The organism is Sphingobacterium sp. BN32, from assembly GCF_030503615.1.
GTDB lineage: Bacteria > Bacteroidota > Bacteroidia > Sphingobacteriales > Sphingobacteriaceae > Sphingobacterium.
Genome location: NZ_CP129963.1, coordinates 2263170 through 2278787, shown reverse-complemented (window position 1 = coordinate 2278787; position 15618 = coordinate 2263170). Strand labels below are relative to the sequence as shown.

The window sequence follows — 15618 nt, the reverse complement described above, 5'->3', positions numbered from 1 at the left end:
TGAAAATATACACTTACATTAAAACGAAAAGAGGCTGATATTTGCAGCCTCTTTTCGTTTTAATTGTTAATAATCTTCTTTGCGGATGTAATATTGGACCTGAACCCCTGAACCGTCCTTGGCTGGGTATTCGGATTCTTCTATTGCACCGATCTTTGATAAGGCAGCCTGCGAGCGTAAATTACCTTTCCTGACATGGAAAATCACCTTATCAACTTGTTCGAATGCGAAGTCTAGCATCAATTTCTTTATCGATTTATTGTACTCTCCGCCCCAATATTCTGTTTTCAAAAAGCTATACCCAATAGCAATCGACTTTTCTTCCTCATTGAACTCATAGAAAGAAGTTGCACCGATTACTTGCTCCGTTTGCTGATCTATAATCAAATAAGGAATATCGGTTGCTATGAGCTTTTGGAAGTATTTTGTAAAACCGATAGGTGAATAGCGGCGAGTATCCGGATGCTGTTCCCATATTTTAGGATCTGATGCCGCTGCATATACCCATTCATAGTCTTCTTTGATCATCGGAATAAGCTTTACAAGCTCATTGCTGAGTGTTTTCTTTTCCAACATGATTACTTAATTATACGTTTGATCTTATTTGATTTTTTAATCCATTTATGCACAGCCTCATAATCTTCTTTCTCGATCTTATCGTAAATATGTTGAAGCTGCTTGATATGCTCCTCTAACACCTCCAGTACGTTGGCTCGATTCTGTTTAAAGATCGGAGTCCACATGTCGGGAGAGGATTTTGCTAAACGTACGGTTGACTGAAATCCCGAACCAGCAAGTTCGAAGATACGTCCTTGGGATTTCTCTTTCTCCAGTACAGTTAAAGCCAAGGCGAAAGAGGTTAAGTGTGAAATGTGAGAAACATATGCTGTGTGCATATCATGCTCTTCAGCATTCATAAAAGAAGTTTGCATCTCTAATTGATCGGTAATACTATCTGCGATTTCGAAGGCATCCTCATCCGATTTGAATGCTTCCACGTAGACCATCATTTTATCTTTAAAAAGGTTCGGAATAGCGGCTTCTGGACCTGAATATTCAGTTCCGGCCATCGGGTGAGCAGCTACATAGCGACCTCGGTTTGGATGATCTTGAATCAAATGTAAGATATTTGATTTTGTAGATCCCATATCGATGATAACCTGATCGGTCACTTTATCCAGCATGCCGGGGAGTATTCCCATAATGGCATCCACAGGAACCGTCAATATCAATACTTTACAGCTTTTTAATGCTTCCTCTAATGATTGGATTTCATCAACCAATCCTAATTGTAATGCTTTTTTCTGATTGGTCTCATTTCTTTCAACACCGATCAGTTTTTCGCAAAACTTCGTTTCTTTAAGTCGAATGCCGATAGATCCACCGATCAAACCAACTCCGACAATTGCTATATTCATTTTATTCAGAATAATAAAAACATACTATGCTAGCATTGAGCCTATTTGCTCAATCTACCTTTTAATCTTTCCAAGGCTTGATCCAATACCTCCGGTTTAGCACAAAGGCTGATCCGAATATACTGTTCACCTGCTGAGCCGAAAATACCACCAGGAGTAATAAACACCTGCGCATTGTACAAAACATCGTCGCTTAATGCATACGAGTCGGCGTATTTTGTCGGAACTTTCGCCCATACAAATAATCCCACCTGATTCTTGTCATATGTACAGCCTAAATAGTCCATAATTTGGTAAACCTTTTCGCGACGTTCCTTATAGCTTTCGTTAAGTTGGGTGTACCATGACTTATCCAGTTGCAATGCTTTTGCCGCAGCAAGTTGTGTGGCCAGGAACATACCAGAGTCCATATTGCTTTTAAAGCGCAATATCTCGTCTATGCGCTGTTGTTTCGCAGACAGCATACCAATACGCCATCCTGCCATATTAGATGATTTACTGAGCGAATTCAGCTCAATAGCAACATCTAATGCACCGTCGATCGACAGGATGCTTTGCGGCTGATCATTTAGAATAAAACTATATGGATTGTCGTGGCAGATCAATATGTTGTGTTTTTTTCCAAATGCAATTACCTTTTCAAAGAAATCTGCGGTAGCCAAAGCACCGGTAGGCATGTGCGGGTAATTAATCCACATAAGTTTAACCTTAGAAAGGTCTGTTTTTTCTAAAGCTTCCAAATCTGGTATCCAATTTTCTTCGGCTTTAAGTTCATAAGACACAGTCTCTGCCCCGGCGATGCGAACTGCGCTCGCATAGGCAGGATATCCCGGATTAGGAATCAGAGCTTGGTCGCCCTCCTGCAGATAGGTCATACAAATATGCACGATTCCCTCTTTTGAGCCCATCAATGGGAGGATTTCGGTATTAGGATTCAACGAAACGCGATAATATCGATCATACCAATCTGCCATGGCTTGTCGTAGTGCTGGAGCACCTTTATAACTTTGATAACCATGCGTGTTGGACAATGCTGCCTGTTCCTGTAATACTTGGATTACTTCAGGATGAGGCGGCAAATCAGGACTTCCGATACCCAGATTGATCACCTGTGCACCGTTCTTGTTCATCTCGTCGATCTCTCGCAGTTTTTTAGAAAAGTAATACTCTTCCGTATGCTGGAGACGTTTCGCAACTTCTATTTCCATTTTTACGCTAATTTGGCGTTAAAATTAGGAAATCTTACGGTCAATAAATCATTTCTATTAAATAATTACAGCATTTTTGCCCTATTTATTTCAAAATTCCATTTAAAAGCCTTGTCCAATCTTCTATTGCTTATTTTCAAGCGGTTATCGTCATAATTGTCATCATTGTTAGTTTCTTGTTAATTCCAATTAAAGGACTGCTGTTGTTAGTAATTTTAATGTTAAATAACGTAATATATTTAATTAAAGTCTAATGTACACGAGAATACATTGCTTAAAAATTATTATTTTGGTTAAAAATAAATTTTAAAAGCATAAAAATTAATTAAAAACTATGAAAGCTACGGAATTATCTGGCGTCAAAGAAATTGCTCGGAGGGCTAACGTATCTATCGCCACAGTTGATCGGGTATTGCATAACAGAGTTGGTGTTGCGCTCAAGACCAAGGAAAAAATCGAATCGATCATAAAAGACATGGATTACAAACCGAATATTCTAGCGAAGCGATTAGCTTCGAAGCGAGTTCATCGTTTTGCTGTACTTATGCCTAGGGAATGTGTCGAAACGGATTACTGGCGGGCGCCGCTGTTAGGGATTCAATCGGCATTAAACGAATTAGGGGACTTCGGTGTAGAGCTGACTTACTTCCTATTTGACCGACAGGACGCAGAGGATTTCAAAGAGATGTCAGAATCGGTTTTAGAAAACGCCATAGATGCCGTTATTGTAGCACCTATTTTTCCGTCGGAAGCGGAACGTTTCGTGAAACGCTGCGAGGAGAAAAGGATAAAATATCTATTTATAAACAATGATCTGCCGTCATCTCAGCCGCTCAGCTTCATTGGGCCCGACCAATGGCAAACAGGGCGTTTAGCAGCAAACCTGTGCCAATACATCATAAGAAAAGAAGATCGAATTCTAGTATTAAATATTCAGCGGGAATTCAGCAATATCGATCATACGATAAACCGTCTTGCAGGATTTGAGAGTTTCTTCGCTGAAAGGGAAGCGGGCTGGAATATCCTTAAACTAGATTTAAACGCAGAGAATTACGATATGTTCAAAGTATATTTCAGTCAGTACTTACAGCAGAATGAGCTGGATGTTATATTTGTAACGAATGCTTGGGTTTATTGGGTGGCCCGCTATTTTGAAGAGCATTCCATCAGCAACATCATTCTTATGGGCTATGACTATACTAGCAAAAATATAGATTATGTGGAAAGGGGAGGTATCGACTTCCTGATCTGTCAAAAGCCGCTCGAACTGGGGTATAAAGCTTTAGCTACATTGTTTGAACATTTTATTTCTAAAAGACCGATCTCTCGCATACAATATATGCCTATCGATATTGTGACGAAGGAGAATTCCAGTTTGTATAAACATTGATTTCACATTGACCGAGGAAGGCTCAGCCGATTCATAATCTCCTATGGCTAAGTTATTTCTCTTTGTTGCAAATTTATGTTAACCGATGATCCTAGGACGGAATATTATGACATAAGTTTGCAACAATTTCACCCTATAAAACTCAAAAAACGCCTAAGGTTGCAAAATTTCTTACATTTGTAATCTTAGTATTTTGCATGAAGACATACTTTAGATTAATTTCATTCGCGAAGCCTATTGAGAAATACGCCATTCCATACCTTCTCTGCACGGTTATCATGGTGGTGTTTAGTACCCTCAATCTAGCATTGCTGGCTCCGTTACTCCATACCTTATTTAATTCTCAAGATGCTGTCGTTGAAGTTGTTGAAAAACCAACGGGTACATTCGACCTGATGGGCTATTTTAATTACTTCGCCTACGATTTGAACAATAGACTTGGCCCTTACGAAGCGTTGAAATATATCTGTGTAGTAATCGTCGCATCTGTCTTTATCTCTAATTTATTCCGATACCTCTCGCAAAGGGTTATGGAAAACTTACGAATCCATACCTTATTAAACCTTAGAAAGTCGGTTTTCAATAATGTTATGAACCTTCACTTGGGATTCTTTTCCAATCAACGTAAAGGAGATATTATATCTAAGATTGCATCAGATGTTCAGGTGGTACAGTTCTCAGTGACCAGTACGCTGCAGGTAGCTTTTAAAGAGCCCTTACAACTGATTGCTTATATAGTGATGTTGTTTATTATCTCCACTAAACTGACTTTATTTTCTTTATTGGTTATTCCGTTCTCAGCCTTCGTTATCTCACGTATCGTTAAAACATTGAAAGCTCAAGCGCAGGAAGGTCAGAAGACCTATGCAAATATGATTACCTATTTGGAAGAAGCGCTAAGCGGTGTAAAGATTATCAAATCTTTCAATGCGATAGATTATGTAAAAGCGAAGTTTAATGGAGAGAATGATCGATATGCTACGATTATGCGCCGTATGGTTCGCAGACAACAGATGGGATCTCCAGTGTCTGAGTTATTGGGCGTAATCATGGTTGCTATTATCTTATTATATGGTGGACATCTTGTACTTACTGGAAATGGTGATTTATCGGCATCCGAGTTCATCGCTTATATCGCTATATTCTCGCAGGTAATGCGTCCAGCGAAGGCATTAACAGATGCTTTCAGTAATATACACAACGGAATTGCTGCTGGCGAACGCGTATTACAGCTTATTGATGAGAAGAACCTAGTAGAAGATAAACCTGACGCTAAAGTCGTTACTTCCTTCAATGATAAGATCCAGTTTGATCAGGTTTCTTTCTCTTACGAAGAGAAAGAAGTACTACGCAATATCACTCTCAGCATCCAAAAAGGAGAGACCGTGGCACTCGTAGGTCCTTCCGGGGGTGGTAAGTCAACCTTAGTAGATCTTATCCCGCGTTTTATGGATGTTACGGCGGGCAGCATCAAGATGGACGGTACGGATCTCCGCGACCTGAACCAAGACTCTTTAAGACATCTAATTGGCGTAGTAAACCAAGAATCTATACTTTTCAACGATACGATATTCAACAATATCGCTTTTGCCAATACGGAGGCAAGCGAAGAAGATGTGATCAAGGCCGCAAAAATTGCCAATGCGCATGAATTCATCATGGCAACAGAGGAAGGTTATCAGACGAATATTGGCGACAGAGGCTCCAAGCTTTCCGGCGGTCAAAGACAGCGGATCTGTATTGCGCGTGCGGTTCTTAAGAACCCACCGATTATGCTCTTAGACGAGGCTACATCAGCCTTAGATACCGAATCTGAACGTTTAGTACAGGACTCCCTGTATAAACTGATGGAAAACAGAACGACAGTAGTCATTGCGCATCGATTGAGCACCATCCAAAATGCAGACAAAATTATTGTATTGGAAGGTGGAAGAATTGCAGAAACAGGCTCACATTTCGAGCTGATTGCGCAGAATGGATTATATAAGCGACTGATTGATATGCAGCAATTTGCTGAGGCTTAACGGCTTAAGTCAATCGCTTTTTAGGGTAGGTTTTGCTACATTTGTATTGTAAGGACTGCGAAATGGAATCAACACAGAAGCTATCGTTTTTATTGAACGATAAAAATTTATCAGAAGAACTAAAAAGTATTGCGCAGAAGGTTTTAAACGACCAGCGTATCACCTTTGACGAAGGAGTTTATCTTTACGAACATGCGGAATTAGGATACCTTGGCGTATTAGCTAATTATATCCGTGAGAAAAAGCATGGTGACATCACTTATTTCAATCGTAATTTTCATATTGAACCAACGAACGTATGTGTCTACGACTGTAAGTTCTGCTCTTATTCAAGATTGATTAAGAATAGAGACGATGGTTGGGAGATGGATGTGGACGGTATGATGGACATCGTACGTAAATACGACAATGAGCCAGTAACCGAAGTACACATCACTGGGGGAGTTGTTCCTAAGCAAAACTTAGCGTTCTATGCTGAGTTTTTTAAACGTTGTAAGGAACATAGACCCGAATTACATATTAAAGGACTAACGCCGGTAGAGTATTATTATATCTTCAAGAAAGCAAAGCTTAGCCATTATGAAGGCATGAAATACCTGCAATCATGCGGTTTAGATTCTATGCCAGGCGGCGGAGCAGAAATCTTCCACCCGGAAGTGCGCGAAAAAATTGCCCACGATAAGTGTACTGCTGAGCAATGGTTAGATATCCATGAGCAAGCACACAAGTTGGGTATGCATACAAATGCAACCATGCTATACGGACATATCGAAGAGTTCTGGCATCGGGTAGATCATATGGAGCGCTTAAGAAATCTACAAGATAAAACCGGCGGATTCCAAACATTCATCCCGTTGAAGTTTAGAAATAAAGATAACCAGATGGAGAATGTTCCGGAGGTATCTGTTGTTGAGGATTTACGGAATTATGCGATTGCGCGTATCTATATGGATAACTTCCCGCATATCAAGGCTTATTGGGCAATGATCTCCAGAAATACAGCTCAGCTTTCCTTAGCATTCGGTGTGGATGATATTGATGGAACTTTAGACGATACCACAAAGATCTATAGTATGGCGGGTGCCGAAGAGCAAAACCCGGCTATGTCTACTAAGGAATTGGTGGAATTGATCAAACATGTTGGTCGTCATCCTATCGAACGTGATACCTTATACAACGTAGTTACAGACTATAATGAGGTTCAGTTTGAAGAGGAAAATCCTAAAAAGCAGTATTATTCTTTACCAGTAGTCAATTAAAAAGACTTTCATATTTCCAGTTAAAGCGTTACAAGGATGGCAATTCTTGATAGCTATTGAAAACAGAAATTTTTAGAAAAAAGGGGTAGGATTGAAAAAGACCATATATTTCATAAGACACGGGCAAACAGATTTAAATTTAAAGGGAATAGTGCAAGGCAGAGGTGTTAATTCGCCGCTCAATGAAAATGGTATATTGCAGGCCCAAGCTTTCTACGAAGCTTATAAACATATTCCTTTCGATAAAATATACGCATCCACTTTATTGAGAACCCATCAGACTGTCGCACCTTTTGTGGCACAGGGAATTCCGATGGAAGAGCTAGAAGGGTTGGACGAGATTTCATGGGGTATTTATGAAGGGCAGGAGCAAACCGAAGATATCCTCAAAGGCTTCGAAGAGGTTGTAGGCTCCTGGCGCAATAATGACCTCGATCTTGCTATCCTTGATGGTGAGTCGCCGAACAGCTTAGTCCTTCGTCAGAAGGAAGCCATCGCTCACATCCTCTCAAATAAAGAGGAAGAAACCGTATTAGTTTGTATGCACGGACGTGCGATGCGGATTATGCTATGCCATCTTACGAATGTGCCGGTTTGCAACATGGACGACTTCCCGCATACCAACACCGCACTTTATGTTCTTGAGTATGAAGATAATGAGTTCAGCATTGTAGACTACTACAATACCAAGCATTTAGAAAATTTAATGAATGAAAAAAATTAGAGTATCTGCCGTTTCTTATACCAACACGTTGCCATTTTTGCAAGGTATCAGGAACTCAGATGTGATTAATGATATTGATCTTTCTGTTGACTATCCGAGCGAATGTGCTCGTAAAGTTATGGAAGACGAAGCTGATATGGGTATTATACCTGTCGCAGCGCTTGCGAGCATGTCCAACTATTACATTATTGGCGATTACTGCATCGGTACGAAAAACTATGTCGATTCGGTTTTTATTTTCTCCAATAAACCTATCGAAGAGATTAAAACTCTTTTGTTGGACAAGCAATCCAAAACTTCCAACGGATTGGCGCGCATCTTACTGCAACGTTATTGGAAGCGAAACGATGTTGAAATTTTAACCGAAGGTGAAGCCGACGCTTATGTATTGATCGGCGATCGCACATTCGGCAAAAAAGAAGAGGTGCCCTACGTCTACGACCTAGGCCATTACTGGCATGAATTGACCGGCCTGCCATTCGCATTTGCCGTATGGGTAGCCAACAAAGAACTACCAGAATCTTTCTGCAAGAAATTCAATGCCGCACTAGCCGACGGAGTCTCCAGACCCGACGACGTTATCGATGGATTACCAGCATACCCCAACTTCGATTACCATACCTATCTCAATGAAAACCTCGATTTTCATCTAGACGCTGATAAAAGAAAAGCATTGGAGCTTTATTTGGAATGGTACGAGGTAGTAGTTAGTAGTTAGTAGTTAGTAGTTAGATATAAGATATTAGACATTAGATTTAAGACATTTGTCCATCCCTGAAATAGGTTGACCACAAAATGGAGGTACTAAATGCAAACAAATTTGCGGTTAATCAGGAAATCACGGGTTTATTCTGATGATTTTAAGCGGGAAATAGTTTCCCTATTTGAGAGTGGGAAGTTGAGTGTTCTACAGTTAGAGCGGCTTTATGGAATAAGTAATCCCACGATCTATAATTGGATCTATAAATTTTCTAACTTTAATGAGAAAGGACAACGTATAATGGAGATGAAATCAAGTAGCACCCACAAAGTAAAAGCCATGGAACAGCGTATCCGTGAACTGGAGCGGATGATCGGCCAGAAGCAGATCAAGATCGATTTCTTGGAGAAGATGATCGACATCGCTGGAGAGGATCTTAAGGTCGATATCAGAAAAAATTTCAACACCCCACCATCGGATGGTTCCGGGAACACGCAGGAAAAATAGATTATTCCCTCAATCAGCTTTATAGAACCGTTGGTATGAGCAAACAGGCGGTGCATCAGCGCGCTGTTCGCCATTCCCGTTATCAGGTTCAATTCGCTGAGCTGATCGAAAAAGCGGATAAAGTGCGTAAGGAACATCCCGGTTGTGGGGTGGAAAAACTGTATTATATGCTCCGTCCGGATTTTGTGGGGAGAGATCGTTTCATAGAGACCATGATGTCTTTAGGATATCGATTGAAGGTCAAGAAGAACTATCGCAGGACGACTCGCGGGCTTTCCACAGCCTACCCTAATCTGATCAATGGCTTGGTTGTAGGGACTCCCAATCAGGTTTGGCAATCGGACATCACCTACTTCTACGTGGGCGATAGGTTCTACTATGGAGTGTTCATTATCGACGTTTACACCAAAAAGATCGTTGGATATCAAGTATCCAATCATATGCAGTCAACAGCTAATCTTAAGGCACTACGAATGGCCCTTAAGAATAACGGGGCACCCCAATATCATCATTCAGACCGAGGTGCCCAATATCATGCGACAGCTTATCTGCAGCTGTTGAAAGAGAATAATTGCAGGGTGAGCATGGGCAAGAGTGCCCAGGACAATGCATACGCTGAGCGGATCAATGGAACCATCAAGAATGAGTATCTGGATTATTGGAAGCCCAAGACGTTCGAAAGCTTAAAAAAAATGGTCAATAGAGCTGTCAAACAGTACAATAAACGAAGACTGCACAACTCATTACATAGGATGTCGCCAGAGAGTTTCGAAGAAAAGTGGTTTAGGGAGATATTGTCTCCTAAACCACTAATAACTATATTTGATCAAGTTGATAAATTGTAAAAACGGTCAACACTATTCAGGGACAGACAATTAGATGTATAATGCTCTTCGTAACTCTAGAATGATAAGAGTTAAGCAGTTATACTTGCCATATTCGGCGCAAAAAGTCTAATATCTAATGTCTTAAATCTAAAATCTAATCTAAATACTATTCAAAAGAATCATAACCCACCCTACGATCATCAGCAATCCGCCGATGGGGGTGATGGGACCTAGGAACCTTAGGTTTACTTTCCAGACGTCTTTGAAGCTTAGGAAGTAAATGCTGCCGGAGAATAAGATACATCCGGAGAGGATTCCAAATACGGCCCAATTGTCGCTGGTGCTGGCGAAATCCATGTTGTATCCTATAATCAGTAGCGTAATTGCCGCATACATCTGATAGCGTACGCCGACTTCGAAAGAACTTAATCTTTCTTCGGATAGTATCTTCTTAAAAGCGTGCGCTCCGAATGCACCTAGAATGATAGCAAGGATACCTAGTATCGAGCCAGCGATTAATGCGAGTTGATTCACTACTTGTTTGCCTTTTTAACCTGCGCTACGATCTCCGCTTCTGTTGCCAGACCCGTTTTATCCCAAAATAGCTTACCGTTCTTGTATAGCTTTATTTGAGGTATAGCGGAAACCTTTAATGTTCTGGCTAATTCCTTATTCTTGTCAGCGTCGATTCTAACCAGCTTCACCTGGTCGCTGTGTTTTTTCTCGACATCCAGCAGAATTGGTTTCAATTGTTGGCATGGAGCACACCAAACCGCCGAGAAGTTAACAAGAACTACTTTAGAAGAATTGACTACATGGTCATAATCTGCTTTCGACATTCCTGCAGATTCCTTCGCACTACTCGTTTTTATCTCTGGTTTCTCTGCTTTTCGCCAATCCATCATCCCGCCAGAATAGTCATAAACGGTATATCCTTCTTTAGTTAAAAACTCGGATGCTTGTTTGCTGCGGCCACCACCTAAACAATAGATGTAAACTGGTCGATCTTTTTTCAGATTTGCCAATTGTTGTTTAAAGTTTTCCTGATCCTTCCAGTCAACATTTACTGCGTTAGGAATATGTCCTTCAGAAAATTCTTGGGGCGTACGAACGTCCCACAATTGTGTTTGTGGTTTAGCGATCACCTTTTCCATCTCTTCGGCGCTAACTTTTGTTTGCGCCATTCCGAAATGTGCAGATGCCAATAAACCAATGATGAACAATGCTCTCTTCATATCTTTTTATTTATTGGGATAAACTACCCCTTTCTCAAATACTTTGTAAGTATAACGATGGTTTGCCCTTCAACCTTGCCTTCAATTTGCTCGGTATTGTCAGGAACAAGTCTAATATTCTTTACTACGGTACCTAATTTCGCCGAAATACTGGAACCTTTCACATCTAAAGTTTTTATCAATACTACAGTATCACCTTCAAATAAACGTGTACCGTTGGAATCTTGATGAAACTCTACATTGGCCTCTGCCTCATGATCGCCAGTTTTCTTCGCCCAGGCGATGGCATCATCATCGAGGTATAAAATATCTAAATTATTAGCTGCCCATGCTTCGTTACGCAAACGGCTAAGCATACGCCAAGCTACAACCTGTACCGGCAAATAAGGTGACCACATCGTGTCGCCTAGAACTTTCCAGTGCTCAGGATCAATCTGTTCCGTTTTTTCAATCTGCCCTTTGCAAACAGAACATACTAAAATGCTGTTATCTTGATTAGGGATTTCCACCGGTGGGACTTCATAAACGGAGAGTTCTTGAGTAGAGTTGCACAATTCACACTTGTTTTCACTTCTACTTTTTAATTCATCTACTAACATAAATAAGGGTAATAAGTATTTGTTTCAAAGATAAGCATTTTAAATGAGGGGAATGTATATTACCTTAGTGTAGGGAATTGTGGTTGTGGCAAAGAATTTGTATAGGAAGAAAAACAAACTGTAAAATATAAATTTATACTTATGAAATGGCAAGGCGGCCGCAATAGCGGAAATGTTGAAGATCGCAGGGGAATGTCCGGAGGACAGAAGCTAACCTTAGGCGGAATTGGCGGGGTAATCGTATTGATTATCGGATTTTTAATGGGGGGCGATCCTACCGAATTATTGAATCAAGCGCAACAACAAGGTGGCGTAGCGACAGAACAAGGCGAGTTTCAGTCGACTCCGGAGGAAGACCGATTGGTAGAATTTGCCGGCGTTGTCTTGACCAGTACGGAAGACGTATGGAGTTCTATATTTCGTGAAAATGGAAAATCATATCCCGTTACTAAATTGACCATCTACCGCGACGCTTTCGAAACCGGCGGTTGTGGGGTCGGACGTTCCGAATTCGGACCATTCTATTGCCCGGGCGACCAAAAGATCTATCTGGATTTAAGCTTTAATAAAGAGTTGAATAATCGTTTTGGCGCGAAAGGCGAATTTGCACTTGCTTATGTGATTGCTCATGAAGTAGGCCACCATATCCAAAATGTCTTTGGTGTATTAAATCAAACGAATGCCATGCGCGCGAAAATGAGCGAGCGTGATTATAATAAAATCTCTGTAATGACGGAATTGCAGGCAGACTTTTATGCGGGCGTTTGGGCGCATCATGCGACCAAGAAATCCGATGTACAGTTGACTTATGATGATATTGTTGAGGGTATGCGTGCTGCTGCAGCGGTAGGCGATGACCACATTCAAGAGCAAGCGACTGGTAGCTCGCATCCGGAATCATTTACGCACGGTACTTCCGAGCAACGTGCATACTGGTTCAAAAAAGGGTATGAAACGGGCGATGTAAACCAGGGGAATACGTTTAACGACCCTAGCTTGCAATAAGCTATTGCACCAAGAGGTTGCAGCCGCGAATATCAGAATTATCAAAACGACCTAGGATTTCGAAGGTACCATCTTGATGGAACTTTCCTAAATCTTGGGTAGCAATAAACGAACAGGAGTAATAATTGGCTAAATCAATGACATTTATTGCTCCTGTTTTTTTATTGTCCAGTAGTGACAAAGGATCATTGGTATCGCGAATTAGAATTTTCATCCAATTAGGCGTTTTAAATAAGCCTTCTCCATCAGAATAGCCTTGCGATAGCAGCTCCGTCATCCCATATTCGGAATGTATCGCCGGAACACCGAATCCTGCCTTGAGGATAGCATGCAGCTCCTCTCTGATCATCTCCTTACGCTTGCCTTTCATCCCTCCGGTCTCCATAATAATAAGCTCGGGAAAATCGATGCTATATTGCTCCACAAAGTCGAGAAGGGCATAGGTCACTCCAAAAAGAACCGTCTTTGTGCCTTTTTCCTTTAGCTGCTGAAGAGCTTCAAAAAGATCTTGATGATTATAGAGGAAATAATTGCTTTCTTTCTGTTCCGAATGCTTGATCAAGTCGTCTACCATATAAATCAATGAAGACCCGGTACGTTCTAAATAGGATGGAAGCAAGGCAACAATTGCCAAATCTTTGACATCGCCATAAAACTGCTCGAAAGCTAATCTAAAGCTTCGTTCGTATAGGCTGACATCAGCAACTAAATGCTTGCTTGTAATCATTCCCGTTGTGCCCGAACTGCTAAAAACAACCTCAGTTTCTAATCCCGCATTGATGATATCTTGCGATTTGAAGAATTGAATCGGCATAAACGGAATCTTGGTATAATGATCAACATTTCCCGGTTCTACGCCCAATATCTGCAAGTATTGCTTGTAGATTAAGGTATGTTCTGCCTGATGCTGAAAAACAGCTAATGCGCAGGCGTTAAATTCTTCGTCCGATTGGATATTAAAAATGCGATCCAGTAATTCCATTGACGCAAATATAGGGATTCCCTACCTTTTCTTAATCAATTCCTTGTTGCGGAATGGATTATCTTTCACATCCATTTTCTTCGCTTTTATCGTCTCCTTCAGCTGCTCGTTAAGTTCCTTTTCGTAGCTCGGTGATGCCTGTGTTGCCACACTATATAAGGCCAAATGTTTCTTTATAGCCGTAAACTTTTCCTGTTTGTAGCCTACTTTAAATGCTTCTATACTAGGTTTGTAAATCAAGCGTGTTACCTGATCGGCGGCTAGAGCGGTTGCGACTGTTGCGGTTCCCAGCAATGCCTGACCCGCAGCATCGGTTAAGGTTCGCTCATCCTCCGGACTATCATAGATTGGTGCTCCAAGCGCGCCTCGACGAATATTAGAACGATTTTCGTCCAAAGACGTCGCGATAATGCCGACCCCCGTGTCAGACATTCCCTCGAATACCTTAATTTTTCGGTTTTTATCAAATTTTATCTTAATCTCCTTAATAGACTCCGCCGGAATAGAGCGAGCACCGCGCGATGTAATCACATCAACAGTTTCTTCGTTAACTTGTTGCAAAAGCCCCTTGACCATCCCTTTTTTTGTTTTAATAGCAACCTGATATTCTTTTATCTCCCGCTCTAGGGATGATTGGGCCTGGATATTTGTAGTAAACAGAAGAAATAAAATCGAAAAAAGATAATGAAAATTTGCCATGACGTTAATGTTGCGTCTTAATTTTCTGTAAAGTTAAGGTTTTGGGAGTTGGCTGTGTGTTAAAAATAATTAAATGTAGGGAAGGGAAAGGGGTTTAGGGACTTTGTTTTTGAACCAAGAAAGGAAGGATTTAAGGATTGACAGGATCGGGTCTAACTATTAAGTACTAACTAATAAATACTACTTCAGGTAAGTTCTATATTATAACCAATCTAGACCCAATTCATACCCGCTCACGAGCGGCTTTGATAGGGTTATGAAAGGGTTTTGAAAGGGCTTTATAAGGGTTATGGGTAATCGATGTCTTGAACAAGCTTTGTTTGATCTTTGTTTCTAAACAAAAGAGAAGAAAGTCTGAAAAAGCGTAGTCAAAAGAAACCATATAGATAGAATCTAACGGAAGTTAAAAAGTGGTCAGTACAATATAGGCAGAGTGGTTTTTCTTACGAATAAAAGCGAGCGCTTGGGTGATATAATTTTCTACTGTTCTTTTAGAGATCTCCAATTCTTCGGCAATTTCGTCATTCGACTTTACTTCAAATCGACTCATCACGAAAACTTTTCTACATTGTTTAGGGAGCTGTTTCGTGAGGGCTTCAATCTCTAGAAATAATTCTTTCGCTTCTAGGTATTTATGCGGTGTGACTTTATTGATTTCGTCCAAAAAAACGCTTAGGTGCAGAAGGTATTTATCTCTTACTTTCTCTGATCGATAATAATTAAAAATTTGGAATTTCAACGATTGGAAAAGGAAACCCGAGATATTTGATTTAATCTCAAATCTTTTTTCCCATAATTCGACATAGGTGTTTTGAACAATGTCTTCTGCAATTTCTTTGTCGCCTATTTTTTTAAGTGCATATCTCAATAACCCAGGAGCATATTGATTATAAGCCAGCTTAAAGGCTTCAACACTATCTTTTTGGATCAATCCTAACAGTCGTACATCGAAATTTAAGTCGATTTCTACCATTTCATAAAAAAATAAAAAAAAACTATGTGTTTGTTAAAGGTTAAGTTACTAATCAATTAAAGCCTGGA

At 40.5% G+C, this 15618-nt stretch carries 17 protein-coding genes; 8 read left to right on the top strand and 9 right to left on the bottom strand.

Features of this window, described 5'->3' with window-relative positions; translation table 11 throughout:
* Nucleotides 1–66: 66 nt before the first annotated feature.
* From QYC40_RS09540 to QYC40_RS09530, 3 genes are read right to left on the bottom strand one after another with little or no spacing between them, the layout of a single operon-like run.
* Nucleotides 67–576, bottom strand: coding sequence for a GNAT family N-acetyltransferase (locus QYC40_RS09540; RefSeq protein WP_301990020.1), 510 nt, complete (start codon nt 574–576; stop codon nt 67–69).
* Between the two features lie 2 nt (nt 577–578).
* Complete coding sequence (locus QYC40_RS09535; RefSeq protein WP_301990019.1) at nt 579–1418, bottom strand: prephenate dehydrogenase; 840 nt, start codon at nt 1416–1418, stop codon at nt 579–581.
* 41 nt (nt 1419–1459) lie between these two features.
* A complete protein-coding gene (locus tag QYC40_RS09530; protein WP_301990018.1) occupies nt 1460–2626 on the bottom strand; it encodes a pyridoxal phosphate-dependent aminotransferase in 1167 nt (388 codons plus the stop codon).
* 334 nt (nt 2627–2960) lie between these two features.
* On the opposite strand from QYC40_RS09530, the gene QYC40_RS09525 reads away from it, so the two are divergent.
* From QYC40_RS09525 to QYC40_RS09495, 7 genes are all read left to right on the top strand, one after another.
* Entirely contained in the window at nt 2961–4016 is a 1056-nt protein-coding gene (locus QYC40_RS09525; RefSeq protein ID WP_301990017.1) for a LacI family DNA-binding transcriptional regulator, read from the top strand.
* A 197-nt stretch (nt 4017–4213) separates the two neighbouring features.
* On the top strand, nt 4214–6040 hold the full coding sequence (locus QYC40_RS09520; protein WP_301990016.1) for an ABC transporter ATP-binding protein: 1827 nt from the start codon (nt 4214–4216) through the stop codon (nt 6038–6040).
* 62 nt (nt 6041–6102) lie between these two features.
* Nucleotides 6103–7299 carry an aminofutalosine synthase MqnE gene (gene mqnE, locus QYC40_RS09515; protein ID WP_301990015.1) on the top strand — a complete coding sequence of 399 codons (1197 nt, stop codon included), beginning with the start codon at nt 6103–6105 and terminating at the stop codon, nt 7297–7299.
* Nucleotides 7300–7390: 91 nt separating this feature from the next.
* The gene (locus tag QYC40_RS09510; RefSeq protein WP_301990014.1) at nt 7391–8023 is read left to right on the top strand and encodes a histidine phosphatase family protein; all 633 of its coding nucleotides are present in this window, start codon (nt 7391–7393) and stop codon (nt 8021–8023) included.
* A complete protein-coding gene (locus QYC40_RS09505) occupies nt 8010–8741 on the top strand; it encodes a menaquinone biosynthetic enzyme MqnA/MqnD family protein (RefSeq protein ID WP_301990013.1) in 732 nt (243 codons plus the stop codon). The genes QYC40_RS09510 and QYC40_RS09505 overlap by 14 nt, the downstream gene beginning before the upstream one ends.
* Before the next feature lie 90 nt (nt 8742–8831).
* Nucleotides 8832–9230, top strand: a complete 399-nt coding sequence (locus QYC40_RS09500) for a transposase (protein WP_301990012.1) — start codon at nt 8832–8834, stop codon at nt 9228–9230.
* Between the two features lie 35 nt (nt 9231–9265).
* Entirely contained in the window at nt 9266–10075 is an 810-nt protein-coding gene (locus QYC40_RS09495) for an IS3 family transposase (protein ID WP_301990011.1), read from the top strand.
* 141 nt (nt 10076–10216) lie between these two features.
* On the opposite strand, the gene QYC40_RS09490 is transcribed toward QYC40_RS09495, so the two are convergent.
* From QYC40_RS09490 to QYC40_RS09480, 3 genes are read right to left on the bottom strand one after another with little or no spacing between them, the layout of a single operon-like run.
* A complete protein-coding gene (locus QYC40_RS09490; RefSeq protein ID WP_301990010.1) occupies nt 10217–10591 on the bottom strand; it encodes a DUF423 domain-containing protein in 375 nt (124 codons plus the stop codon).
* Nucleotides 10591–11292: a thioredoxin domain-containing protein gene (locus QYC40_RS09485; protein ID WP_301990009.1), complete on the bottom strand. Its 702-nt coding sequence runs from the start codon at nt 11290–11292 to the stop codon at nt 10591–10593. The genes QYC40_RS09490 and QYC40_RS09485 overlap by 1 nt, the downstream gene beginning before the upstream one ends.
* A gap of 23 nt (nt 11293–11315) precedes the next feature.
* Entirely contained in the window at nt 11316–11846 is a 531-nt protein-coding gene (locus QYC40_RS09480) for an alkylphosphonate utilization protein (protein ID WP_301990008.1), read from the bottom strand.
* A gap of 186 nt (nt 11847–12032) precedes the next feature.
* On the opposite strand from QYC40_RS09480, the gene QYC40_RS09475 reads away from it, so the two are divergent.
* Nucleotides 12033–12896 carry a neutral zinc metallopeptidase gene (locus QYC40_RS09475; protein ID WP_301990007.1) on the top strand — a complete coding sequence of 288 codons (864 nt, stop codon included), beginning with the start codon at nt 12033–12035 and terminating at the stop codon, nt 12894–12896.
* A gap of 1 nt (nt 12897) precedes the next feature.
* Here the strand turns inward: QYC40_RS09475 and QYC40_RS09470 are convergent, their stop codons facing one another.
* From QYC40_RS09470 to QYC40_RS09460, 3 genes are all read right to left on the bottom strand, one after another.
* The gene (locus QYC40_RS09470; RefSeq protein WP_301990006.1) at nt 12898–13878 is read right to left on the bottom strand and encodes an acyl transferase; all 981 of its coding nucleotides are present in this window, start codon (nt 13876–13878) and stop codon (nt 12898–12900) included.
* A gap of 21 nt (nt 13879–13899) precedes the next feature.
* Nucleotides 13900–14577, bottom strand: a complete 678-nt coding sequence (locus tag QYC40_RS09465; protein ID WP_301990005.1) for a hypothetical protein — start codon at nt 14575–14577, stop codon at nt 13900–13902.
* 403 nt (nt 14578–14980) lie between these two features.
* Nucleotides 14981–15550 carry an RNA polymerase sigma-70 factor gene (locus QYC40_RS09460; protein ID WP_301990004.1) on the bottom strand — a complete coding sequence of 190 codons (570 nt, stop codon included), beginning with the start codon at nt 15548–15550 and terminating at the stop codon, nt 14981–14983.
* Between the last annotated feature and the right edge of the window lie 68 nt (nt 15551–15618).